This window comes from Spirosoma fluviale (genome assembly GCF_900230225.1).
GTDB lineage: Bacteria > Bacteroidota > Bacteroidia > Cytophagales > Spirosomataceae > Spirosoma > Spirosoma fluviale.
This window is the reverse complement of sequence record NZ_OCNH01000003.1, coordinates 111,867-134,035: the sequence shown is the minus strand read 5'-3', so window position 1 is coordinate 134,035 and position 22,169 is coordinate 111,867. Positions and strand designations below refer to the sequence as shown.

19 protein-coding genes are annotated in these 22,169 nt (G+C 46.8%); 10 read left to right on the top strand and 9 right to left on the bottom strand.

Annotated features, from left to right (window positions below; all coding sequences use genetic code 11):
* The first annotated feature begins 78 nt into the window (after positions 1 to 78).
* The 3 genes from CRO74_RS16860 to CRO74_RS16850 all read left to right on the top strand — a co-directional run bounded on the left by CRO74_RS16860 (position 79) and on the right by CRO74_RS16850 (position 3,653).
* Positions 79 to 885, top strand: coding sequence for a glycogen/starch synthase (locus CRO74_RS16860; protein WP_097127248.1), 807 nt, complete (start codon positions 79 to 81; stop codon positions 883 to 885).
* Between the two features lie 205 nt (positions 886 to 1,090).
* Positions 1,091 to 2,929 (top strand): glutamine--fructose-6-phosphate transaminase (isomerizing), encoded by a 1,839-nt coding sequence (gene glmS / locus CRO74_RS16855; RefSeq protein ID WP_097127246.1) that lies wholly within the window; start codon positions 1,091 to 1,093, stop codon positions 2,927 to 2,929.
* 151 nt (positions 2,930 to 3,080) lie between these two features.
* On the top strand, positions 3,081 to 3,653 hold the full coding sequence (locus tag CRO74_RS16850) for a DUF2911 domain-containing protein (protein ID WP_097127244.1): 573 nt from the start codon (positions 3,081 to 3,083) through the stop codon (positions 3,651 to 3,653).
* A 70-nt stretch (positions 3,654 to 3,723) separates the two neighbouring features.
* Here the strand turns inward: CRO74_RS16850 and CRO74_RS16845 are convergent, their stop codons facing one another.
* Genes CRO74_RS16845 through CRO74_RS16835 form a run of 3 tightly spaced genes read right to left on the bottom strand, consistent with a single transcriptional unit; the run spans position 3,724 to position 5,035 of the window.
* A complete protein-coding gene (locus tag CRO74_RS16845) occupies positions 3,724 to 4,092 on the bottom strand; it encodes a nuclear transport factor 2 family protein (RefSeq protein ID WP_097127242.1) in 369 nt (122 codons plus the stop codon).
* Between the two features lie 9 nt (positions 4,093 to 4,101).
* Positions 4,102 to 4,542, bottom strand: coding sequence for a DUF5990 family protein (locus CRO74_RS16840; protein WP_097127240.1), 441 nt, complete (start codon positions 4,540 to 4,542; stop codon positions 4,102 to 4,104).
* Positions 4,543 to 4,585: 43 nt separating this feature from the next.
* On the bottom strand, positions 4,586 to 5,035 hold the full coding sequence (locus CRO74_RS16835; protein WP_097127238.1) for a DUF4488 domain-containing protein: 450 nt from the start codon (positions 5,033 to 5,035) through the stop codon (positions 4,586 to 4,588).
* Between the two features lie 532 nt (positions 5,036 to 5,567).
* Between CRO74_RS16835 and CRO74_RS16830 the strand changes: the two genes are divergently transcribed.
* The 3 genes from CRO74_RS16830 (at position 5,568) to CRO74_RS16820 (ending at position 9,007) form a co-directional block, all read left to right on the top strand.
* Positions 5,568 to 6,320: a LytR/AlgR family response regulator transcription factor gene (locus CRO74_RS16830; RefSeq protein WP_097127236.1), complete on the top strand. Its 753-nt coding sequence runs from the start codon at positions 5,568 to 5,570 to the stop codon at positions 6,318 to 6,320.
* Between the two features lie 765 nt (positions 6,321 to 7,085).
* Complete coding sequence (locus tag CRO74_RS16825) at positions 7,086 to 7,940, top strand: sensor histidine kinase (RefSeq protein WP_179830227.1); 855 nt, start codon at positions 7,086 to 7,088, stop codon at positions 7,938 to 7,940.
* A gap of 293 nt (positions 7,941 to 8,233) precedes the next feature.
* Positions 8,234 to 9,007: a tyrosine-protein phosphatase gene (locus CRO74_RS16820; RefSeq protein ID WP_097127232.1), complete on the top strand. Its 774-nt coding sequence runs from the start codon at positions 8,234 to 8,236 to the stop codon at positions 9,005 to 9,007.
* 6 nt (positions 9,008 to 9,013) lie between these two features.
* Here the strand turns inward: CRO74_RS16820 and CRO74_RS16815 are convergent, their stop codons facing one another.
* From CRO74_RS16815 to CRO74_RS16795, 5 genes are all read right to left on the bottom strand, one after another.
* Positions 9,014 to 10,009 carry a glycosyltransferase family 2 protein gene (locus tag CRO74_RS16815; protein WP_097127231.1) on the bottom strand — a complete coding sequence of 332 codons (996 nt, stop codon included), beginning with the start codon at positions 10,007 to 10,009 and terminating at the stop codon, positions 9,014 to 9,016.
* A gap of 10 nt (positions 10,010 to 10,019) precedes the next feature.
* On the bottom strand, positions 10,020 to 10,988 hold the full coding sequence (locus tag CRO74_RS16810) for an NAD-dependent epimerase/dehydratase family protein (RefSeq protein WP_097127230.1): 969 nt from the start codon (positions 10,986 to 10,988) through the stop codon (positions 10,020 to 10,022).
* 118 nt (positions 10,989 to 11,106) lie between these two features.
* Positions 11,107 to 12,720, bottom strand: coding sequence for an ArnT family glycosyltransferase (locus tag CRO74_RS16805; RefSeq protein ID WP_097127229.1), 1,614 nt, complete (start codon positions 12,718 to 12,720; stop codon positions 11,107 to 11,109).
* Between the two features lie 20 nt (positions 12,721 to 12,740).
* Positions 12,741 to 14,243, bottom strand: coding sequence for a capsule assembly Wzi family protein (locus CRO74_RS16800; RefSeq protein WP_097127228.1), 1,503 nt, complete (start codon positions 14,241 to 14,243; stop codon positions 12,741 to 12,743).
* A 235-nt stretch (positions 14,244 to 14,478) separates the two neighbouring features.
* The gene (locus tag CRO74_RS16795) at positions 14,479 to 15,522 is read right to left on the bottom strand and encodes an acyloxyacyl hydrolase (protein ID WP_245877886.1); all 1,044 of its coding nucleotides are present in this window, start codon (positions 15,520 to 15,522) and stop codon (positions 14,479 to 14,481) included.
* Between the two features lie 264 nt (positions 15,523 to 15,786).
* Between CRO74_RS16795 and CRO74_RS16790 the strand changes: the two genes are divergently transcribed.
* From CRO74_RS16790 to CRO74_RS16775, 4 genes are all read left to right on the top strand, one after another.
* Positions 15,787 to 16,488 (top strand): hypothetical protein, encoded by a 702-nt coding sequence (locus tag CRO74_RS16790; RefSeq protein ID WP_097127226.1) that lies wholly within the window; start codon positions 15,787 to 15,789, stop codon positions 16,486 to 16,488.
* Positions 16,489 to 16,563: 75 nt separating this feature from the next.
* Complete coding sequence (locus CRO74_RS16785) at positions 16,564 to 18,183, top strand: hypothetical protein (protein WP_097127225.1); 1,620 nt, start codon at positions 16,564 to 16,566, stop codon at positions 18,181 to 18,183.
* Positions 18,180 to 19,169, top strand: a complete 990-nt coding sequence (locus CRO74_RS16780; RefSeq protein ID WP_097127224.1) for a glycosyltransferase family 9 protein — start codon at positions 18,180 to 18,182, stop codon at positions 19,167 to 19,169. The genes CRO74_RS16785 and CRO74_RS16780 overlap by 4 nt, the downstream gene beginning before the upstream one ends.
* 574 nt (positions 19,170 to 19,743) lie before the next feature.
* Positions 19,744 to 20,931, top strand: a complete 1,188-nt coding sequence (locus tag CRO74_RS16775; protein ID WP_179830226.1) for an endo-1,4-beta-xylanase — start codon at positions 19,744 to 19,746, stop codon at positions 20,929 to 20,931.
* An 88-nt stretch (positions 20,932 to 21,019) separates the two neighbouring features.
* Here CRO74_RS16775 and CRO74_RS16770 read toward each other — a convergent pair whose 3' ends face one another.
* The gene (locus tag CRO74_RS16770; RefSeq protein WP_097127222.1) at positions 21,020 to 22,165 is read right to left on the bottom strand and encodes an acyltransferase family protein; all 1,146 of its coding nucleotides are present in this window, start codon (positions 22,163 to 22,165) and stop codon (positions 21,020 to 21,022) included.
* Between the last annotated feature and the right edge of the window lie 4 nt (positions 22,166 to 22,169).

The window sequence follows — 22,169 nt, the reverse complement described above, 5'->3', positions numbered from 1 at the left end:
CCGTATTGAAATACGGGAAAAATTTGTATAATTTTGCAAGTTTTTTGGTTCACTCAGACAACACACGCTTCCCTACTTATGAGCAAACTTCGCATCCTTTATGTTGCCAGCGAAATCAATCCTTTCCTGAAAACGTCTGACGTCGCTGACTTCGTCCGCAAATTGCCTCAAGCCATGCAGGAGCGCGGGATGGAAATCAGAATTCTGGTGCCTCGTTTTGGCCTTATCAACGAGCGCAAAAACCGGTTGCACGAAGTAGTACGGTTGTCGGGGATAAATATTGCCGTAGGAGATGATGAAAAACCACTAATTATCAAAGTAGCTTCGATTCCAACGGCTAAACTACAGGTATATTTTATTGACAACGAAGACTACTTCCAGCGTAAATACGTCTTTCATGATAAAGAAAACCGGTTCTACGACGACAACGACGAACGGGCAATCTTCTTTTGCAAAGGTGTTCTGGAAACAGTTAAGAAACTAGGCTGGGCGCCCGATATCGTTCACTGCAACGACTGGATGACCGCTCTAATTCCCCTTTATCTCAAAACAACCTATAAAAACGACCCAATGTTTAAGGACACCAAGTCGGTTTTTACAGTCTATAACAACTCCTTTGAGCACCGTTTTGAGGGCGACATCATTGAGAAAGCGCGCATGATGGACATCGACGACGAAATGCTGGCCGAGTTAAAAACAGCTGATTTTGAAGGCTTTATACGAATTGGCTCTACTTATGCCGATGCCGTGGTTCGGGCTGAAGAAGAATCGAGCGAAAGCCTCAATGCCATCATGACTGACTTCCCTGAGCATAAATTTGACGCTGTTGACGATGAGGACGTAACAGACCGTTACTACAACCTTTACACACAGCTGGCGGGCTAGCCTTCTACTTGTTAAATATTTTTATAAAATAGTTAACAAGTACTTAACAAATAGTTTTAAAATGATCCTTTAAAAGCCGGGAATTCCCGGCTTTTTATTGTTTATTTACTTCTGAAAAAGTACCATCCTTAACTAGTTCAACCAAAACCAAACCGGAAATCCGGTGTAAAATCTAAACGTGCCGGCGTTCCGGCAAAGACTGATTATGTGTGGCATTGTAGCTTACGTGGGGCATCGGGAAGCCTGCCCATTAGTGATAAAAGGATTAAAACGCCTGGAGTACCGGGGCTACGACAGCGCCGGTGTTGCCCTCATCAACCAGCACGGATTATCCGTTTTTAAGAAAAAAGGTAAGGTGGTTGCCCTGGAGCACGAACTGATCGGAAAAGATATTCAGGCAACCATCGGGATGGGTCATACACGATGGGCTACCCACGGCGAACCCAATGACGCCAACGCTCACCCTCACTATTCCTTCCACCGTAAACTGGCCATCATCCACAACGGCATTATCGAGAACTATGCCGCCATTAAACAGGCTCTGCTCAAAAAAGGGCACACCTTCACCAGCGAGACAGATACCGAGGTTCTGGGCCAGTTTATCGAAGACATTTGGGAAAACAATGGAGGCTCCCTGGAAGAGGCCGTCCGGCTGGCTCTCCAGGAAGTAGTGGGTGCCTATGCCATCGTTATCATGAGCCAGACCGACCCCACCCAGCTAATTGCCGCCCGCAAAGGCTCACCTCTGGTCATTGGCGTGGGAGACAATGAGTTCTTCCTGGCTTCCGATGCCACCCCTATTGTCGAATACACCAAGGACGTCATTTACCTCAACGACTACGAAGTGGCCGTCATCAAAGACGGCCAGCTCTCGGTCGTTACCCTGGATAACACCACCACTACCCCCTATGTCCACAAGGTGGAACTGGAACTGGAAGCCATCGAGAAAGGCGGCTTCGACCACTTCATGCTCAAGGAGATCTTCGAGCAGCCCCGCTCAATTGCCGATTCAATGCGGGGGCGGGTCAAAGCCGAAGAAGGTACCCTCCAACTGGGCGGCCTGCGGGACTACCTCGATAAGCTGGCCAAGTCCAAGCGCATCGTCATCATCGGCTGCGGCACTTCCTGGCACGCGGGGCTGGTGGCCGAGTACATCTTCGAAGAGCTGGCCCGCATTCCGGTGGAGGTCGAGTACGCGTCGGAGTTCCGCTACCGCAACCCCATTATCAAGGAGGGCGACATTGTAATTGCCATTTCGCAGTCGGGCGAGACAGCCGATACGCTGGCCGCCATTGAACTGGCCAAGTCGAAGGGGGCCATTATCTTCGGGGTCTGTAACGTGGTGGGTTCGTCCATTGCGCGGGCTACCCATGCGGGGGCCTTTACCCACGCGGGTCCCGAGATTGGGGTGGCCAGCACGAAGGCCTTCACGGCCCAGGTGACGGTGCTAACGCTGATGGCCCTGGCAGCCGCTCATCGAAAAGGAACACTCTCGGAGTCGCTGTTCCGGCAGTTGCTGACAGAGCTGGAAAGCATCCCGGCCAAGGTGGAGCAGGTGTTGCAGGCAGCCGACAAGATTAAGGAGATTGCCTACATCTTCACGTATGCCCGCAACTTCATCTACTTGGGTCGGGGGCTGAACTTCCCGGTGGCCCTGGAAGGAGCACTGAAGCTGAAAGAGATCAGCTACATACACGCTGAGGGTTACCCGGCGGCTGAGATGAAGCACGGTCCGATTGCGCTGATCGACGAAGACATGCCTGTTGTGGTCATTGCCACACAGGACAGTTCGTACGAGAAGGTGGTGTCCAACATTCAGGAGGTGAAAGCGCGGAAAGGCCGGGTAATCGCTGTTGTAACGGAGGGTGATACGCACCTGCCGGGCATGGTTGACTTCACCATCGAGATTCCACGGGTACATGACATCCTGATGCCTTTGGTGTCGGTGGTGCCTTTGCAATTGCTGTCGTACTACATCGCCGTGATGCGGGGCCGCAACGTGGACCAGCCCCGAAACCTGGCCAAGTCCGTTACAGTGGAGTAAGCTTATAACTCATTACAGAAAAAGGCCCCAATGCGGGGCCTTTTTCTGTAATGAGTCTACTTTATTTGCGATAAATAGGTTTTGTTCACAACTTTCGATTCCACAGATCAAATTACTCCCGACTACCTCATCTACTTTCATTCCAAACAGCATGAAGAAAACAGCTTTACTTCTTGGATTAATTCTCGTAGCCGTTGGGGCGACCAATGCTCAGACGTTTAGAGGTCTCGACAAAACGCCGATGGATATGGCGTATTACCCGGACGACTACGCGCATGACCGCAAGTTTGCTCCCGCCAAAATTGGCACCGACAAAGCCATGGTTCGAATCACCTACAATCGCCCCTTCAAGAACGGCCGCGAAGTTTTCGGTAAGTTAGTGCCCTACGGCAAAGTATGGCGGGCCGGTGCCAATGAAGCCCCGGAAATCAAATTTTACCAGGATGTTTCGATTGGCGGCAAAAAAATACCAGCAGGAAACTACGCTTTGTTAACCATTCCCAACGAAAACGAATGGACAGTTATCCTCAGTTCCGATGTTGACCAGTGGGGTGCTTACAGTTATAATGAAAAGCTGGACGTGGTTCGGGTAAATGTGCCGGTGCAGAAAGCCGAGAGTCCACTGGAGAACTTCTCCATTCAGTTTGCAAAGAAAGACGCTAAAAACGCCATTATGTACATGGGTTGGGATACAACAGTCGTGGCCGTTCCCATTGGCCTGTAAGAGTGCGAAACGTACGAAACTGGGTGTGCTAACGGAAAGTAGTACACCCAGTTTTTGTTTTTATCAGCACTTAACTATAATCACTAATGCGGATAATCTTTCGGTTTTGTATTTCAAAAAAGCTTACTCCTCGCAGGTTCAGTTGATCACCCGCTTTTAATTCATTGGGTAAATCTTGCGCCAGCACAGCTTGATAGTCAATCTCAACAGCGGCCGAATCGGTACCCATCACCATGAACCGAATGATTTGCTTTCGCTCCGCAAAATAGCTGACCGACTGAATGGCTAGTTGCTCAAATGCCTGCTTCGATGTTGTCGTTGTGACGCCTGTAGTGTTAGACACATTCTCGAAGATGATATGATCATCCAACAAAACCAGCATGGCCGGTATGTCGTTGTCATTATATGCCTGAATATACGCCCTGATTATTTCCTGCATTTATGACTTCTATTTCATAGCGATATGCCACCCGTTAAAAGGCTTCACGGTTCCACAAGTTGGCCCTCCGTCCTTACCTGTTCCCGGAACATTTGTTTCCAAAAGCATAGCAGAATTGGCCGTTGTCTGGTAAACTATTTCAGCCGTAATCCCTCTTAGCGGAACCTTCAACCGTCGGCTCCAGATAGAGTCAAACTGGCCGGCACTTTTCCCGATGTTGATATAAACGAATCGATTTGCCGGTGGTCCCTGAACCAGAGGCCCGGTAAAATCAGGCTGATTGTCGGCGCCCAATTTAGCAACAACCGTGCACTCGAAGCATAAATCCTGCGCAGCGGACTTTTGTTTTTGAAGGATATCGTAGTTATGACCACTTCCGTTCTGGAGGCCAAAATCGACGCCCACAGTTGGACTTTCCAAACGTATACGTAACGTTAATTGCTGCTTCATGTGCTCTTTGTATCCTGACCAGAACAGTCGGTATTACAGAATCCTACTCGTTCACGCGTTTGTACTTTTCGATAATGATGTGGTCAATACCAAGCTTTTCTACTTTTTCAACGCCTTTCTGAATTAGCGTATCACCAGCGAATTTCACTACAAACTGAAATTTATTATTCTCCCACGCTTTGTCGGTGAAGTACTCCAGATTCTCGGTGTATACACTATCAACCAGCGTATATTTTCCGCCCCCGGCACTGAACCTAGTTGCCGATGAATCGTTTTTCGATACCGCATGATTTAAGAAAGCGAAGTGGGTAGCGTTGATAAGCTTAATCATCTTGTGCGACGGGTCGAAGGTCGAAAATGTCGAATCTTTTTCGGTAGCTGTTGCCGATACCAGCTCCCAGGTACCTACCAGAGAGGGCGGAGTTTGTGGAGAGTTGCAGCTTAAGCAGGCAGGCAGGAAAGACAATACGAACAGGAGGGTTTTAATTTTCATATAGTTTATACTAAGTTGATACATAGAGACAGATTTAATACTTGTCTACTGTCTGCCTATGTGGGGCAATAAGTAACTAATCATCTCTATTTCGACCATCATGCAATTATCCACCCCACAGGCAGATACCCACGTTGAAACACTATTTTACCGAATACTTCGCGATAAAGATTAATACAGCACAATGTATATTTAAAACTTATATAAGTATAATAAAATTAATTTTCAAGTATATAATACTATTTTATATGTTTATTACCACAAATTCTAAACTCTATCTTATATATTTCAAGCCATATAGGATACTAAATTTCAGATTTCTCACCTAAATAAGTCAATTAAGTAAACTAATAGCAAAAAATTAATCACTAATCATAATATCCTCCTTGATTGTGTTATTTTTACTCAAGTTTCTATTTCCTCTATACATATAGAGCTTTTATGCTATCAAGTGATCTAATAATCAGCATAAATATGCATATCGGCGACATAGTTTTTGTATCCATTCCGTAACCGTAACAAAAGTCTACACATGAATGATGTTAAATCACCGGTACTATACAGTACCTTATTGGTTGAAGACGATCCTGCTTTTATTGAACAACTGAGCCAATACATTTCGCAGGTAAACTTTCTTTCCCATCCTATTATTTGCCATACGGGTGTGGACGCGTTGAAGGTTATGGCAACTCCTCATATCGATATTCTGTTTTTAGACCTTACTTTGCCCGATATGAGTGGGCTGGACTTATTGAGGGCTTCCCGTAATACATCGGCAGTTATTGTCACATCTGCCTATAGCGAACTGGCCATCGACTGCTACGATTTCGATATCATTGATTTTTTACCTAAACCTTACGATTTCAACCGGTTTCTGCGAGGTGTGGGGCGTGTACTTGAGCGCATCCAGACAACAAGGGCTAATGAGGTCAAACCAGCACCTGCGCCAGATAAGGAAGAAATTTACTTAAAATCCGGCCGGCGTTTGGAGCGGTTTGCTTACAACGACATTTTATATATTGAAGCATATGGGCTTTACATTAAAGTCCACACCCTAGACGGTGTCTTTGCAATTAATAAACGTATATCTGTTTTATCCGAAGACCTTCCGAACGACCGTTTCATTCGCATTCACAAATCGTATATAGTTAACGTTAGCCATCTGAAACGACTGGAATCAAAAGCGGTTTGGATTAAAACTACCAAAATTCCTATTGGCATTACCTATCAACCTACAGTACATGAGCACCTGCAAAAGCTTGGTATCAGCGCAAAGACAAGCTGACCACTCATGTACAGGTTATCTATTGTTGTATTGAGCGCGCTGTTTACTACAAATGACGTGAACTTAACCTAACATCTCGCACAACTCATAGGCGTTCAGGAAGACTACATAGACCTCGGGACTTTCAGCAGGAATGGGCTGAGCCGGGAGTTTATGCGGCTCAATCAAGGCCAGTTACTTATTGACAGTGAGTTAGGTAAAAGAACCACTATAACCATTCGGTTTGGCAACACAGCCGTGTAAAAATAGACCTAGTTTAGTCATGCGTTTTTGCCTCATGACAAGAATGCTTACTTACCTGACTTACATAAATTGATGAAACTCTACGCTAACACCTTATTTTCCAGAGCATTTCTAGTAGATCACCATCTATCGGAGCTCGATCAATTCCGATTCAGATCATTGCTTATCATTACATGGTTTATAATCCTTTTAACTATCTTCTCTTTTTGTGTCAATGCATATGTGCAGGATCATCAAACTGCTATCATTAATCTAGCGGTTCTTACGTTCTGCCTGTTACCCGTACTTTGGTTAACCTATCGACTCAAACTACAATTAGCTTCTTGGTACCTGATTCTGACAAGTTATGCAAGTTCGGTGTTGTATTTTGGGCTAGATATATTTTACTATCAAAAAGACATCCACCCAGAACTTATGCTGATATTAATAGGTATCGGCACAATCATCCTATTTGAGATAAAGCATTCAATAGTTATTCTGATCGTGTTAGGCCTTACCTTCCAAGCGTACAGAATCATTCTTATGCAGTACTTACACCTGCCTTTTGAAGTAGGTCAACTCCTCAATGGGTTCTCGGTGTTCAGCTGTATCATCTACTTCAATTATTTCACTCAAAAGCTGATTAAATCGGCTCAGGACGAACTCATCCGAAAAAATGAACAGCTTACCGAAACTAATAACATTAAAGACAAGCTGTTTGGCATCATTGGGCACGACCTGCGCAGCCCCGTCGCCAGCCTGAAGACCCAGCTCATGGGCGTTCAGGATGGCTACATCGCCCCTCAGGACTTTCAGCAGCGCACCGGCCAGCTCATGCAGATGGTTGATGGGGTCTACCTGGCTTTGGACAACCTGCTCCACTGGTCCATGCTCCAGCGGGATCACCTCCTGGCCAGACCCACCCAACTGAACCTGACCGAACTCATGGAGTCGGTCCTGCACTTGTACACAGCGGAACTAAAGGATAAAAACCTCTCGTTAAGCACCTACTTCCAAAACGCACCTACAGTGGCCGATGAGCTGCAGCTCCAGATTGTGTTGCGTAATCTGCTTCACAACGCCATCAAGTTCACCCCCCAGGGCGGCTCCATCCACATCAGCACCGGTCGGCAGGCCAACTCCTGCTGGTTGAGCATCAAGGACTCGGGAGTAGGCATGAGCTTTACACGGCCAGCCTCTCTGCTGGGTCAGGTGGTACCCGGCCGGGGCACAGCGGGCGAGAAAGGGACGGGGCTGGGGCTGGAGCTATGCCGGGAGTTTATCCGGCTCAACCAGGGCCAGCTACTTATTGACAGTGAGCTAGGCAAAGGAACGACCGTAACCATTCATCTGGAGAGTCTTCTCAATCCAGTTGACTTGAACCATGCAGCAGGCTAATCGAATGAATAAACATTGTTTTTACAAACAGAAGATTTATGTAAACATATAGGTTACTTTCTTAACCTATATTTTATCTTTGTAGCGAATCATATATTGCTTTACTTCTTATTCAGATCTACCCGGTAAGTGAGCCAGCCTGTGAGGTCGGTTTCTTTTGATGAGAGAATAGGGCTTAGCATATCGATCAGCCGCATTAGCTATTTTCTTAATCAACTCACTTACAGCTAGTTGCCATAACCCCATTTTTTGTTAGCCAACTGATGTTGTAGATTTGACAAGATTAGAACATTATGAATCTTTGGAAACAATTAAAAACGCGATTCATACAGAATCCGGCAGGCGACTCTAAAGTCGTGGAGGACGCTTGTTTCTGGCGGGTTGATATGCATTCGCATTTACTCCCCGATGTTGACGATGGCGTGAATAACTCCGAAGAAACCCTGGCTTGCCTACAGCAAATGGCCGCCTGGGGAATTCAACGGGTTATAACCACACCGCACGTCAGCCGGGACTGGTACCCCAACTCATCCGATACGCTACGGGCGGGCCAACTGGAATTGCAGCGATTAGCCGACGAAAACGGCCTTACAATGAAAATTGAGGTTGCTGCAGAATACATGCTCGACGAGTTTTTTCCAGACCTACTCGATAAAAATGACCTCCTGACATTTGGAAAGGAACGTTATCTGCTAATCGAAACGGGCTGGGTATCCGCTCCCCAACAACTGGATGACATTTTGTTTCGCCTTCAAACGCGAGGCTACACGCCTATACTTGCTCATCCCGAACGGTATACCTATTACCACACCGACGAGGCCAGCCTGGCCCGGCTCCATGAAACAGGTTGCCTGTTTCAACTTAACTGGCTTTCCCTGACCGGCCGGTATGGCCGAAAGGTCCGTACGCAGGCCCAGCGCATACTGAAGAACAACTGGGTCGATTTTATTGGCAGTGACCTCCATCGGCCGGAAGACCTGCAGGCTCTTGGCTCGTTATTTTCCCTGCCAGAGTATGAACTACTCCGCGCCCAGCCTCTGCGAAACGAATCATTACTTTTGATGTGAGTACACTCACCCAACAAATTGCGTTTGGTCATACGCCAACCGCCTTACCGGTTCGGGTAGCACCGTATGGTAGGTATAAGTACGCCGGACAATGTAGTTTTTTTTGCCCTGAGACTCGTAATAGGTGCGCATTTGCAAATCCAGGCTAATCCCAAATGTCAGAAACTGGAGTCCGGCCAGCAACCAGATGCCCCCTATGGCCAGGCGGTCGAGACTGGTTATGTCGGTATCCGCAGTCCACAAAAATCGTATGGACAGAAAAAGGCCGCCCACCAGTAGCAGCATCCCCAACCCACCAAACAGGTGCATCGGCTTGTTCAGGTATCGTTTAAAAAAGAGCAGCAAAAACAAATCGCTTAAAACCCGCCCCGTTCGTCCCAGCCCATATTTTGACTGACCTATTCGGCGAGGATGATGACGAACGGGTACCTGTACGATTCGGGCACCATCCAGATGAGCAAGTGCCGCAATGAACCGGTGCAATTCACCATATAAGCCAATTCGCTTCACAAAATCGGCCCGGAATACTTTAAGGGCACAACCATTATCATCAATGGGAAGATCGAGCACACGCCGGATAAGGCCATTGGCCAGTCGGCTGGGCCACACCCGCAACCAACTATTGTCCTGGCGATTATGCCGACGCCCCATTACCAGATCCACGTCCTGTTCTTCGGCTATCCGAAGCATGGGAATAATATCCAGCGGATCGTTTTGCTGATCGCCGTCCATCGTAACAATAAACGTACCCTTTGCCGCATCGATACCCGCCGACAGAGCCGCACTCTGCCCATAATTCTTTTGTAAATCCAGGATCGTAAGCCGCTCATTCCGAACGGCCAATAACTCGGCGAGCGTCGCGTCTGTTGAGCCATCGTTAACGTAAATCAGCTCATAATCCAGCGATTGCAATGCCCGATCAAGTTGCTGGAGTAAGGGCTGATTGTTGCCGGATTCGTTGTACACACAAACCACAACAGATACATACGGTCGATTTTTCATGAGCCTGAAATTAGTTGATTGGCTGGGCGTAAACCTGTGTTCGCTGATACCTACTCACCATATTGCGTAAGCCGTCCTTCAGGTCGGTAGCTGGTTGATAATCTAATAACCGACGGGCTTTTTCGATGGATGCGTGGGTATACGGCACATCGCCGGGCTGGTCGGTCAGCCAGTTGATTGGCACGCGTCTTTTGGTAAGCTGTTCGAGCAGGGCAATCAATTCCAGCAGCGTAACAGGATGCGCACTGCCCAGATTGATGATCTCGCAGCCCTTCACCCGTTCAATGGACCGGCTTATTCCCGCAACGATGTCATCGACGTAGGTATAATCACGGCGGCTTAGTCCATCGCCAAAAAGCGTAATCGGCTGGTGGTTAATTAATTGATGAATGAATCGGGAGATACCCATATCGGGTCGTTGCTGCGGACCATATACGGTAAACAGACGTAGGCAAAATACCTGGAGACCATGTAATTGGTGGTGGTGTAGGCACAGTCGTTCGGCCGCCCGTTTCGATAATGCGTAAGGCGACACCGAGTTTTCGGCCGAATCCGTTTCCAGAAATACGCCCCCCGACCGGCTGCCATATACGGACGATGATGACGCAAACACAAACCGCTTAATATTGAACAAACGCATGGCCTCCAGCAAAATAGCCGTTCCATTCACGTTATGCTCCATATAAGCCGACGGATTCTGTAACGATGGCCGAACACCCGCCAAACCCGCCAGATGAATAACACCATCGACTCGATGAGTATTAAAAATCTGGTGCAGTAGCCCCGCATCGCGAATGTCGCCCTGATACAACGACCAGTCTGGCAAATGCCGAATAGACTGAATATGCTGCCATTTGATGGCAGGGTCGTAGCTGGAGTTGAAATTATCAAGCAGCAACACCTTATGCCCCATCGTCAATAAATGACGGGTTAATGTATGACCGATAAAGCCTGCTCCACCCGTTATCAGAATCGTCATCTTATGTAAACGTTTTACCTAATTTATCTCTATCTCGTATTGGTTAATGGTCATTAGTTACTCGTTATACATACCACAATAATCAATAACCATTAACTACTAACACTACCATTAACCGCTACTTAAACTCTACAATAGACGCCGGGTGTCGATCAAACAGGACAAGCTGCCCAATGGTCCTGACTGGTTCGTGCGCCAGGCTGACGGAGTCGGCGATGTAAAAGGCACCGGGTATCTTTTTGCTGGTTCTTCGTAAGATATCGCCCCGTACGAGGGTGATATGAAATGAGCTGACATCCGTAGCCGGACCATCACCTACAGTCGTTTTATAGCCATACAAGGGATGTCCCAGCGTCAGACGGGCCGCTTTAACGGCTGTATCTTTATAGAACTCACGTTTGGTAGCCCTACCCGGCAGGGCAAACCAGTTGAACCCCATCCGAACAACGATCAGCACCGCAATCATCAGACGGAGCCGATTGTGGGTATCCCGAATCATAAGCCAGGTAAGGCCTGCTAACGCGACAGAGAGAACCGCCGTTTTGGCCAATGCACCGGGCAGCACACGAGTCGTTGGGTAAACCATGACGGCCCAGCAACCTACAGCCAATATAACCGTAGTTACCAGCCAGATGCGCTCAACCCACCACCGCCCGCGGCTGGCCGGACTGCTGTGTTCATAATAGAGGTAGGCCAGTACAGTAAACAGCATAGGCATTAACCCGATCAGGTAACGACCATATACCTGGGGCGAAAGCCAGTAAATAATCACCGTGGAACTGAACGACACCGCATTAAAGGCAACAAAAGAATTACCGGCCAGGATCTTTCCGATTCCGCGACGTAGCAGCAACACCACCAACAGTGTGAACGGGGCAAAATGGTAAATAAGCTCAAAGGGAAAGGTAATCAGGTGCAGCAGGGTTGCGCCCCAGCCAAAGTAAAGCCCGGTGCGTTTGGCACTTTCGGTGAACAAAACCCCTGCTACGTCCTGAAGCGGGATGGCGTTCCGGCTGAAATATGTCCAGTAGTACGCACCCGTGATGAGAACAAATACCCCAATACCAGCGAAATGGGCCGGATGGAAAAGCAAACGGATGCGACGGGTGTACAGGAACCAGCCCAGTAGGGTTAACCCCTGAAAGGCCAGCGGAGGTAGGCCTTTCAGCAAAAAGGCAACGGCGGTGAGGGCGTAGGTTGTGAGGTAAAGCCACCAGTACGACCGTTTTTGATCGTAGCGATAAACCAGCATAATGGCCGTATACGTGACCAGCGCGAACGTGATTTCGATCAGCCCCAGCATTGAATCGTACAGTAATACCCGCCCGTTCGTCAGCATCATCAGGGCGGTTGCCCCACCTACCACCGGGTTTATTGCTTTCCGTACAAACCGGAACAACACCAGCCCCAGCAACAGCAGCGAAACCAGCATAGGAAACCGCAAAGCGAAAGACGAATAGTTGCCAAACAGTTGGTAAGAAGCAATAATGAGCCAGTTGAACAGAGGGGGTTTGTTGAAGTAACGTTCGCCATGCAGCGTAGGCGTTATGTAATCGCCGGATAGCATCATCTCCAGCGACACCAATGCCCGACGAGCCTCATCACCCGTATCGAGCGGCATAAACCCCAGGTGAGAGACCAGCGTGAACACCAGTCCTGAACACAGGATCAATGGCCACCAATCGGTTTTTGACCGGATAGCGAGCCGATTGGCAGTTGTCAGACTTTCCATAGGATACCAGCCAGTTCGTTTTATCGTTTCTGAATAATTTTACGTAAGCTTAGCCACCCTCCGAGGCTATTCGTCAGCCACTGGCCCTGATCAAGTGCCACTGCCAGATTTAGCTGCGCTCCACCCAGCCATGATACAGGCAGCATGAGCTGGGCCATACCAGAAAACTGGGTCAGTGGCGTACGCGGGTCACTGCTGATGGGCCGGCCCAGGTTACGACTATAGGACAGGAGTGCCCGAAGCTGCACTCCGGATGGCCACTCGCCCAGTATACCCAAATGCCCCACCTGCACGCGGTTATTGCTGATCATCAGGGGACCTTTGTTTTTATGCCCGCCCTTAAGGTTGTGCAGATCGTCACGGGAATCCATTAATCGGGTAAAAAACGGTGTCCCAATAACTCGTTGCTGGTGTGTCCAGCCGTCAACGTACTGGTAATTATTGAAGTAATCATCGGCTCCGTTATACAGGCGATTGCCAATATTAAAGTTGAAGCCCGTCTGGTTCAAGGTGGTTAGAAATTCGACGGTCAGCTGCCGAATTATGAAGCCGCGGTGTCCATCAATCCACTTATTTTTCCAGCGGATACCATACAGACCATCGGGCATATTTTGAAAAGCGACGCCGGATTTATCCTCAAACGGATGCTGGTAGTACAGGTACCAGTTGGCCTGCGGATTATCGATTTCCATTGCCACATCAATAGAACCCAGGTGATTGCCCGCCTGGTTTTCCAGGTCAAAACGGCTGTACTGGGTGGTATCGCTGGGCGGTTGCCTAACCAGAATAATATCCTTATAGGTTGCCAGTGAACTGGGAATTCTACCTTTTACTGTAATACCGTCTTTGTATATATTGGAGCGCCCGCCCCATTGAGCAAAGTGCGTTACACCGCCATACAACCGGACCCGATTATGAAAAAGGTTAAACCGAAAAAATAACGCCTTTTGGTGCAGAAACGAGTTCTGAATAGAATCGGTGTTGCTAAACCAGCCGTGGGCATACATTCCGTTAAGAGCCACTACCCCTTTAGTAAAGCCTAAAGGCACGTATCCTCGGGTGCCCAATTGAAGTTTGTAGACAGGCAGAGCATTCCCCGACCACGCATACGAGCCCATTGATAACAGCGTATCGACCAGGCCAAATACTTCGCGCTTACGCCCCAGATACAGCTCAAAATTCCTGGACAACAGGCTGGCATAGGCTACCGGCAGGATTAGCTGCGAACTACTACCTACATTGGCTACCCCTTCGACCGCTACTTTTGAATGGATTCGCTGAAGATCGCCGAACTGCCTTGTCAGACCTAGCCGTACAATCCCGGCCGGTCCGGTTAAGGGGACCGTTCCATACTGCCGTGACCGGAACCAAAACGGAGTTTGCCGGGACGAAGACCCAAGTCCGCCAGCTTCGACCATAAAGCTCTGGCGAGCGGTTACCGTATCGGGAATGGCCTGAGCGAATAAGCGAGGTACAGCAACAATACCGGCAAGAAAAAGAACGAACCGTAATGAATTGGTCATAAAGTAGATATCATTTAGCGTCTGGCGAACGCGTAAGGGGTAAATACAAGACTTATTATATATATGTATTATCTATAGGCTAACGTCCTACAATCTTAGTAAAAAATACCCATATTATTGACAATAAATACATAAAAGCAACAAATAGTATACAATATAACAAATAATTTTATTGATTAGATATAAATTGCTGAATTACTTAACTATCTTCTAAAGTAGTTTCAGATCTATTCAGTCAAAAAGTCCTTCCAATCACCGCCTGAAAATTCTTGGTGTTATCGCCATACGCCTTCACAACAACGCCCGTCGTAAACCCACTCCCAAACCGATAGAGCAGTCCGTATTTCTGATACGTAGCGGGCCTATACCAGCGTGGGCGCACGGCATTCCAACCCATGTGAGCCGTGAATGAAAAATGCCCTTGCCAGAACTCATAACCCGCCAGTAGTGTCCCCTGCCGGTACGCCTGATAACGACCTGTCCAATGCATGATCTGCTCCTTGAAGTAGTGGTCGTCGAGAACTTCAATGCCCCCCGATACCACATGAGACCGGGTAAGGTGGTAACCCGTTATCAGGTTCAGGCCGAAAATGGGGTAAGCCCGCTCCGGACTTTGATCGGTAGCTTCCAGTACTTTAGCCGACCCTATAACCAGCGCACGGAACATCCAGCGTTTATTCATTGGAGTTGGTTGCCAGGTGTGCGTATCGGGTAAACGGCCACCACTCGTATATCGCTGAATACCAATGGAAATAGCAGGAATATTGAGCCCTTGGTTGGGTAGTCGGACACCCGCGTTGGAAATATGTTTATAATCCAATCCAGCGAGTATACGCCAGCCAGGTACCAGGGTAAGGCGGCCGTATAAACCAGCGCCAATCAACCCGTTAACGGGTGTTCCAAACGCCACATTACCCGGATTGGTGAGGGCTCCGTAGCTCCGCGAAACATATGTAATACCTGCCAGAGCGCGAATTGAAAGACCCCAGCGAGGATGGTGTACAAGAACAGGCTCATAAAATAGTCCTCCACCTATCGACTGTCCAAGTACTACTGGATTACGGAATGAGTAGGCATTGATAAAAACACCGGACCGGAAAAAACACTGACACTGCTCCCACGACTGGCGACGCGTATGCAACACGCTATAGCGCAATTCGACACCAACAGGGGTTTGTGTCGAAACAGGTGTTATGTGACTCGCTTTCGCTAAACCGGCCAGCGCAACTACGCCTATTTCCCGCTCTTCCGGTTCACGTGCCTGGCCCACTGCCGCCACACAGCAGCAGCCGGCTAACCATACAGCTAAGCAACATTTAATGAAACCTATATTATTGATTGACAGACGTTTACTACTATACATATTCCTTTAGCCACAGTTATTACGCTAGCAATTACTAATAAGTTGTTTCTACTTTTGTAAATTATCTATCATATTAGTTAACCATATTGAATAAAACAACAAAATAAATATATAAATTTACCATATAATAAATCTATATAGTATAAGTAGTATAATATAATGTGATAACTAGTTCTTGCTATGACTCGTATTTATACCTATTTCTTATTGAGTTGGTTAAGCCTTGGGGCCGTATGTCGGGCCTCAGTTCTACAGGTCGATTCGTTACACAGGCAGGCTGTCAGCATTCATCTTGGCACAACGGGACCGGGTGTGTTTTATAGTCGGCAGTTGAGTAGTGCCAGGCGGCTCACAGTGCGCTTAGGGGGACATTATATCTCTTATCAGAAACAAATACGGGTCGAGGCAGCAACAGATTCTTACGTACAGATCAAGCCAGATTTTACCATTGGGGTTGCGGAGGCTAATTTAATCTGGCATCCCTTTCGGCGCAGCTCATTTTATGTGACGGGAGGTATAGCCTATACCTGGCATCCAGACCTGCGCCTAACGCTGACAACCGAAGATAAATTGACGCTTGACGGGCTGGAACTATTGCCGCAGGATGTTGGAACAGTGAATCTGGCTTTCCACTGGCATCCGCTAGTGGGCTACCTGGGCTGGGGTTTTGGCCGCACTATACCCAAAAGCCGGTTTGGTGCCGGGGTTGAGATGGGCCTGTTTTATCTGGGTAAACCGAGCGTCAGTCTAGATTATGAAGGGTTTCTGGAAACCACAACAATTGACGAACAGGTACCGGCTGTTGAGCGTAACTTATCGAATTACCGCTACCTGCCCTCCATAAACCTGACCGTATCATACAGATTAACAGGGAGTAAATAATATAGGAAACCGCATGGCGACCTCAACAGGTCTATCACTCTGCCACGCGCCTTATCGTTCATTAACGCTTTCGCTATGCAACTCCGTTATTTTATTTACGTATTCCTGGTATTTATTGCCGGACTTAACGCCTGCAAAAACCCACTCGACGGGGTAAAACTAGGGTTGAAAGACCCCCTTCAGGACGGAGTCGTAACGTATCGTTTTAATGACCCGGCCGGTAATCCGATGCCGTCTGTCAATCAGGTAACCATAGCCGGACCCGATGCCAGACAGATCGTAACCACCCTAAACTCTACGCGCTATAAACTTAATAGTGATGGGGTACTAATGGTGGCCCCTTCACCTGCAACCGTATATTCTGCACAAAAGCCACTTCGCTTCTCCATCGTTGTGGAGGCCAAAGACTACCTTACGGTTATTCAGCCGGTTATAATTTCCGACGTGAAGCAACAGTCCCGCTCGGTTCGCCGGATCAATATAAATAAACCACCTACAACACTTAATGCCGCTCGTACAACCGCTAACACTACGGTTAATGGCGTGGTCACGGCAACGGTAAGCCTTGGCACAACGCCCCAGGGTACGGACGCCGACCGGGCAACAGCAACCCTTCTGGCGGGTACAAAACTCGGCGATCGGGACGGCCACGCCCTCGACGGCAACCTGACAATGGTTCTTATCCACACAAATGCCCGAAATGGGCAGGCTACCCGCTACGTGCCTGGCGGTGGCATTATGTCTTCTGTGGCCGCTCGGAATGGCGGGGCTTCGCAGGGCACGATGCGGTTCTTATCACTTGTTGGGTCAATAACCCTACAGATCTATGATGCCCAGTTCCAGTTGGCCACTACAGCACTACCGGCAGTCCCTTTAACGATGGAACTCTATCAACAGGCCTACAACTCGTCAAAAAACCGAGTAATCCAGACAGGCGATTCCATCCCACTGTTCAGTTACGACGAATTCACCAACCAATGGCAGGAAGAAAAGCCGGGGATTGTCAGAAAAAACCAGCAGACAGGACGACTGGAGTATACCGTAGATGCAGCCAAAGCAGCAGCTTATGTAGTGGGCTGGGCCGAGGTCATCTGCGCGTCGGGGCCTGTCTTTAAAGTAAGCAGCAGGCTGTCCAATGTCGATGTAAACTACCTCTGTAAACTGATCGATGTCGCTACCGGCAACGAAGTATCTTCCTTCTACGCCAACGCAAATAATGGAGCCATTATACGAGCATCCAACCAATCGAAAAACCGGCGGCTTAAACTTCAGGTTTTTGATGAAACAGATGCCTGGGGTAAAGGGACAAAAGGTGGACTGATTGGCGAGTCGGCGCCAGGGCTCACCTGCGACCAAACCCCCATTACCATTAACCTGGGTGCCTTACCGGAGCCACCGCCCGTAACGCTGGAGATTAAATTCTCCTGCCCTTCAGGCACAAAGCTGGATGAATCCTTGCTGCCAGCTATTATGAAAACCCAGTATAGTGAAGTAGGGCAGAATGACTGGAATGATCTGATCTCGGTCACCCGAACCAATCGGAAAGTTGTTTCCTATAAATTAAAGGTGGGCCGTTACTACGACTTCCGAGCAAGCACCGATGGCGGAGCAAGCTGGCCATTACGCCAGAGTAATTATCTGATCGACAAATCGGAGTGGACACTTAAAATCAAGGCAGACGTGTATTGCAAATGAAGATACTGATTCTACGTTTTTCATCCATTGGCGACATCGTCCTTACAACACCGGTGATCCGGTGTTTAAAGCAGCAACTTGATGGAGTTGATATTCACTACTGCACCAAGCGCCGGTATCAATCACTTGTTGCCCATAATCCCTACATTGACAAATGCCATTATCTGGACGATAGTCTGCCTACGCTAATCCGTCAGCTTCGTCAGGAGCGTTACGACCTGATCGTTGATTTGCACACAAACCTTAGAACCAGGCTTATCAAAGACCTGCTGGGTGTGCGGTCCCTTACGTTTAACAAGATCAATATCCTGAAATGGCTTTATGTGCGGTTTAAGCTACAGGTAATGCCATCCGTTCACGTTGTGGACCGCTATCTGAATACGGTTTTGCCGCTTGGCGTAGTCAACGACGGGCGAGGGCTGGATTATTTCATCCCCGCCGAAGACCAGCAGCCAACAACTCAATTACCCTATACGCACCAATCATCGTACATAGCGTATGCACTTGGTGGCCAACATGCCACCAAGCGTCTGCCCATCAACCGCATGATTGAACTCTGTCGAAAAATAGACAAGCCCATTGTCTTACTCGGCGATGAACATGACCGGGAAGCCGCCGAACTAATTCGTCAGGAGCTTGGCGATTCGCTAATTTATAACACCTGCGGATTGCTCACCCTTAATCAGTCGGCCTTGTTACTACAAAAAGCCGAGATGGTGTACAGCCACGACACGGGGCTCATGCACATAGCCGCTGCCTTCAAAAAGCCCATTGTGTCCATTTGGGGAAGTACTACACCTCAGTTAGGAATGTACCCGTATAAGACCCGGCACCTCATCATAGAAAATACTACTCTCAACTGCCGCCCCTGTTCTAAAATAGGTCATGACCAATGCCCCCTCGGCCATTATCGCTGCATGAATGACCTTAACCTTTCAATCAATCCCATTCTTCTTCAAAACAGTCTGAAGCAAGCACAGGTGTAGACTTTTTCCAGTTTACTAATCTGCCCGACAGCTACCGGCTGTTGTTAAAGTTCGATTATTTTTTCTCTTTATGTCAACCTGCGCACAGCAGTTAGGTATCCGATTTTCGCCATAAATTGGGGTCTGGCCCGATCCATTACGTATGCATTTGCGCTATGTTACATGGCCATCAAAATATACTGATTATTGCCAAAATAACTACTTCATATACCTTTTATTAATACAAAGTGACAATAAGGCAAATCTTAATATAAATCAATTTATATTGTAAACTTTCTTGTTTCAAAATATAATTGCTCGTAATAATAATTTGACAAAATTTGAATACATACAACCACAACAGACTAAAAGACAATAGATTACATATATATAATTTTAGAATACTCAACCGAAAAAATTTCTTGTTAAAATTTTTCAAACTTGGTAAAGTACAACTTCTTCACCCTTTAAAGACGCATTATCCGGCATAAATTGCTGAATAACCAGTAGAATGAACAACTCATCGAATAGTCTCTACTAGCCCCTTCACCGGAAGACAACTTTGATTAAGGCACATCGCCCAATGATCAAAGCTATGACAACTTCTACATCAGCACGTGTAAACAATAAGAGCAACGGAAATTCGTATTTTTCATTAACCGTCCGCTCTAGTCGCGTTGCTGTTATGATCACCACCTTCTTTTCAATTGCGCTTAATTTAATCAGTTGCAGTCCGCGTGCTGACAGCGTTCAGCCAGAAGATACAATAGAAGTTTATACGATCTCAGGTACACGGATAACCGCTGGTATTGATAGCAACAGTACACTAAAGTCAGTCGCTCCTTTTCCAATTGGAGCAGCTATTAACCCTAGACTATTGTCATCGATCCCGCTCTACAAAGAGACACTTCAAAGGGAGTACAACAGTGTAAGCTCCGAAAACTGTTTTAAAATGAATCAAATCCAGCCTAAAGCTGGGGGATTTTACTGGAAGGACACAGATGCTCTTGTAAATTTTGCCAAAGAGTCGAATATGAGAGTTCACGGCCACACGCTGATTTATTACAAATCATTACCTGAGTGGGTCACCAGCTTTCAAGGCGACTCATTAGCCTGGGAAAACTTAATGAAGACCCACATTCAAACGGTAGTTGGACGTTACAAAGGCGTAGTTACTTCCTGGGATGTGGTGAATGAAGCGTTTGAAGACGACGGTACGTTGCGCCGATCGGTCTGGTATGAGAAATTAGGTGCTGATTACATTGCCCGCTGCTTTCAATATGCCCACCAGGCCGACCCGCGGGCTCTCCTTTTCTATAATGAAAACGTGGTTGGCAAACCTAAGAAATTGACGGCTGTCCTTGCACTGGTGAACAATCTAAAGAAGCGTGGCATAGCTATACATGGCATTGGAGTTCAAATGCACATTAACATCAATACCTCCGAAGAAGCTCTTACTACGGATGTACGTCAATTTGTCAACACAGGCCTTCTCGTTCATATTTCGGAGTTGGATATCCGGATGAACCCTACCTATTCAACGAATTTCACGTTAACAAACGCCCTCCAGACCAGACACGCTCTGAAATATAAAAATGTTGCTAAACTATACCGAAGTGTTGTCCCAAAATCTCAGCAATTTGGGATAACAAACTGGAATGTAGGTGACGCCGATAGCTGGCTTCGTAAAACAAGTCCCTGCGAGGATTATCCACTTTTATTTAGTGACAACTACTCCCGGAAACCCGCTTACTACGGATTTATACAAGGATTAACAAACTAATTAACTGAAACAGGGACCAATCGAATCGGTTGACAAGTTAACCAGCCAAAACAGTAGCCTGAGAATGATACAAAGTCTAGTCAACTGCTTAGCGATATACAGATACCAAAGTAAATACTTTTACGCTTTTAGCCAATAGGCGTTGCATCACAGCTTTTCCCTTAATCTCAAAATATTTATAGGACAATGAAGCACAAAAAATAATTGAAATCAGATAGGGAAAGATCATCAGATCATACACTATAGGATTATTAATCTTTACTATCCTAAGCAATACTATTTCAAATAATATCGTAACAAAGGCATTGACCATATAAATAGAATAGGACAACTTTCCGAGCTGCTGAATTAAATTATTTGTCAATAATTTGGAGAGATAGCCCAATTCAAAGGAAAAGACAAAAATACAGACAAAGAATAGAAGGGGAGCAATATAGCTTTGTTCGTGAGGTAAATAGGAAACTGCGAATAACGTTATGGAAACAATTAAAATTTCAAGAACGCTAAAATATACACCAACTACACGCTGTGATAAAACTCTTTCGTATCTCTGGTAAATATGCGTATATAGCTCACAAACAACACATCCCAGAAAGAAGCTATAGCTACATCTGAATATTCCGAAATGAGCACCAATTTTTAAACTCAAACTTCCATTATTTACTATATACAGTAGTGCAAGTGAAACTAAAGTTAAACTTACAAAGACTAAAATACGCTGAACTTTATTAGAATTAATAATGAGAGGGATAACCGCACAAAAAATGATATAGCTAAAAAATTCAGCACTAATAGACCAACTGGGTGTATTCCAGGAGAGGTGTTTAAGGCTTTCGATGGGTAATCCATACGACTGAACCATAAATACATTGGCAATAAAAGAGGCTAAATTCTCATCCTTAAAGGGTGGGTTATTAAAATGCCCTGAGCTATATAATAAATACTTTAACCCTTCAAAGAAAAGGAAAACGAAGAGCATGGCTATATGCAGTGGATATAGCCTTAGCAAACGTTTAATAACAAAATCCTTTTGTTGAGCGTAAGTCTTTATAGCCGGATAATTATACAGAATCACAAAGCCACTTAATACAAAAAAGAAATCGACAAAGAACCAACCGTTCTCAATAAGTCTAAGATGGCCTAAATACCCTGGTCCAGGCTTAAAATGGTAAATGGCTACGATTAGAGCAAAAATACCCCTAAATCCGTCTAAAACATGAAATCGTTTATTCATGACT

Coding starts and splice junctions, on each gene's coding strand:
- CRO74_RS16805 (WP_097127229.1), bottom strand. CDS start 12,720: ATGGAAAGTCTGACAACTGCCAATCGGCTCGCTATCCGGTCAAAAACC.
- CRO74_RS16770 (WP_097127222.1), bottom strand. CDS start 22,165: ATGAATAAACGATTTCATGTTTTAGACGGATTTAGGGGTATTTTTGCT.
- CRO74_RS16850 (WP_097127244.1), top strand. CDS start 3,081: ATGAAGAAAACAGCTTTACTTCTTGGATTAATTCTCGTAGCCGTTGGG.
- CRO74_RS16830 (WP_097127236.1), top strand. CDS start 5,568: ATGAATGATGTTAAATCACCGGTACTATACAGTACCTTATTGGTTGAA.
- CRO74_RS16790 (WP_097127226.1), top strand. CDS start 15,787: ATGACTCGTATTTATACCTATTTCTTATTGAGTTGGTTAAGCCTTGGG.
- glmS (WP_097127246.1), top strand. CDS start 1,091: ATGTGTGGCATTGTAGCTTACGTGGGGCATCGGGAAGCCTGCCCATTA.
- CRO74_RS16800 (WP_097127228.1), bottom strand. CDS start 14,243: ATGACCAATTCATTACGGTTCGTTCTTTTTCTTGCCGGTATTGTTGCT.
- CRO74_RS16860 (WP_097127248.1), top strand. CDS start 79: ATGAGCAAACTTCGCATCCTTTATGTTGCCAGCGAAATCAATCCTTTC.
- CRO74_RS16815 (WP_097127231.1), bottom strand. CDS start 10,009: ATGAAAAATCGACCGTATGTATCTGTTGTGGTTTGTGTGTACAACGAA.
- CRO74_RS16820 (WP_097127232.1), top strand. CDS start 8,234: ATGAATCTTTGGAAACAATTAAAAACGCGATTCATACAGAATCCGGCA.
- CRO74_RS16845 (WP_097127242.1), bottom strand. CDS start 4,092: ATGCAGGAAATAATCAGGGCGTATATTCAGGCATATAATGACAACGAC.
- CRO74_RS16835 (WP_097127238.1), bottom strand. CDS start 5,035: ATGAAAATTAAAACCCTCCTGTTCGTATTGTCTTTCCTGCCTGCCTGC.
- CRO74_RS16775 (WP_179830226.1), top strand. CDS start 19,744: ATGACAACTTCTACATCAGCACGTGTAAACAATAAGAGCAACGGAAAT.
- CRO74_RS16780 (WP_097127224.1), top strand. CDS start 18,180: ATGAAGATACTGATTCTACGTTTTTCATCCATTGGCGACATCGTCCTT.
- CRO74_RS16810 (WP_097127230.1), bottom strand. CDS start 10,988: ATGACGATTCTGATAACGGGTGGAGCAGGCTTTATCGGTCATACATTA.
- CRO74_RS16825 (WP_179830227.1), top strand. CDS start 7,086: ATGCAGTACTTACACCTGCCTTTTGAAGTAGGTCAACTCCTCAATGGG.
- CRO74_RS16840 (WP_097127240.1), bottom strand. CDS start 4,542: ATGAAGCAGCAATTAACGTTACGTATACGTTTGGAAAGTCCAACTGTG.
- CRO74_RS16785 (WP_097127225.1), top strand. CDS start 16,564: ATGCAACTCCGTTATTTTATTTACGTATTCCTGGTATTTATTGCCGGA.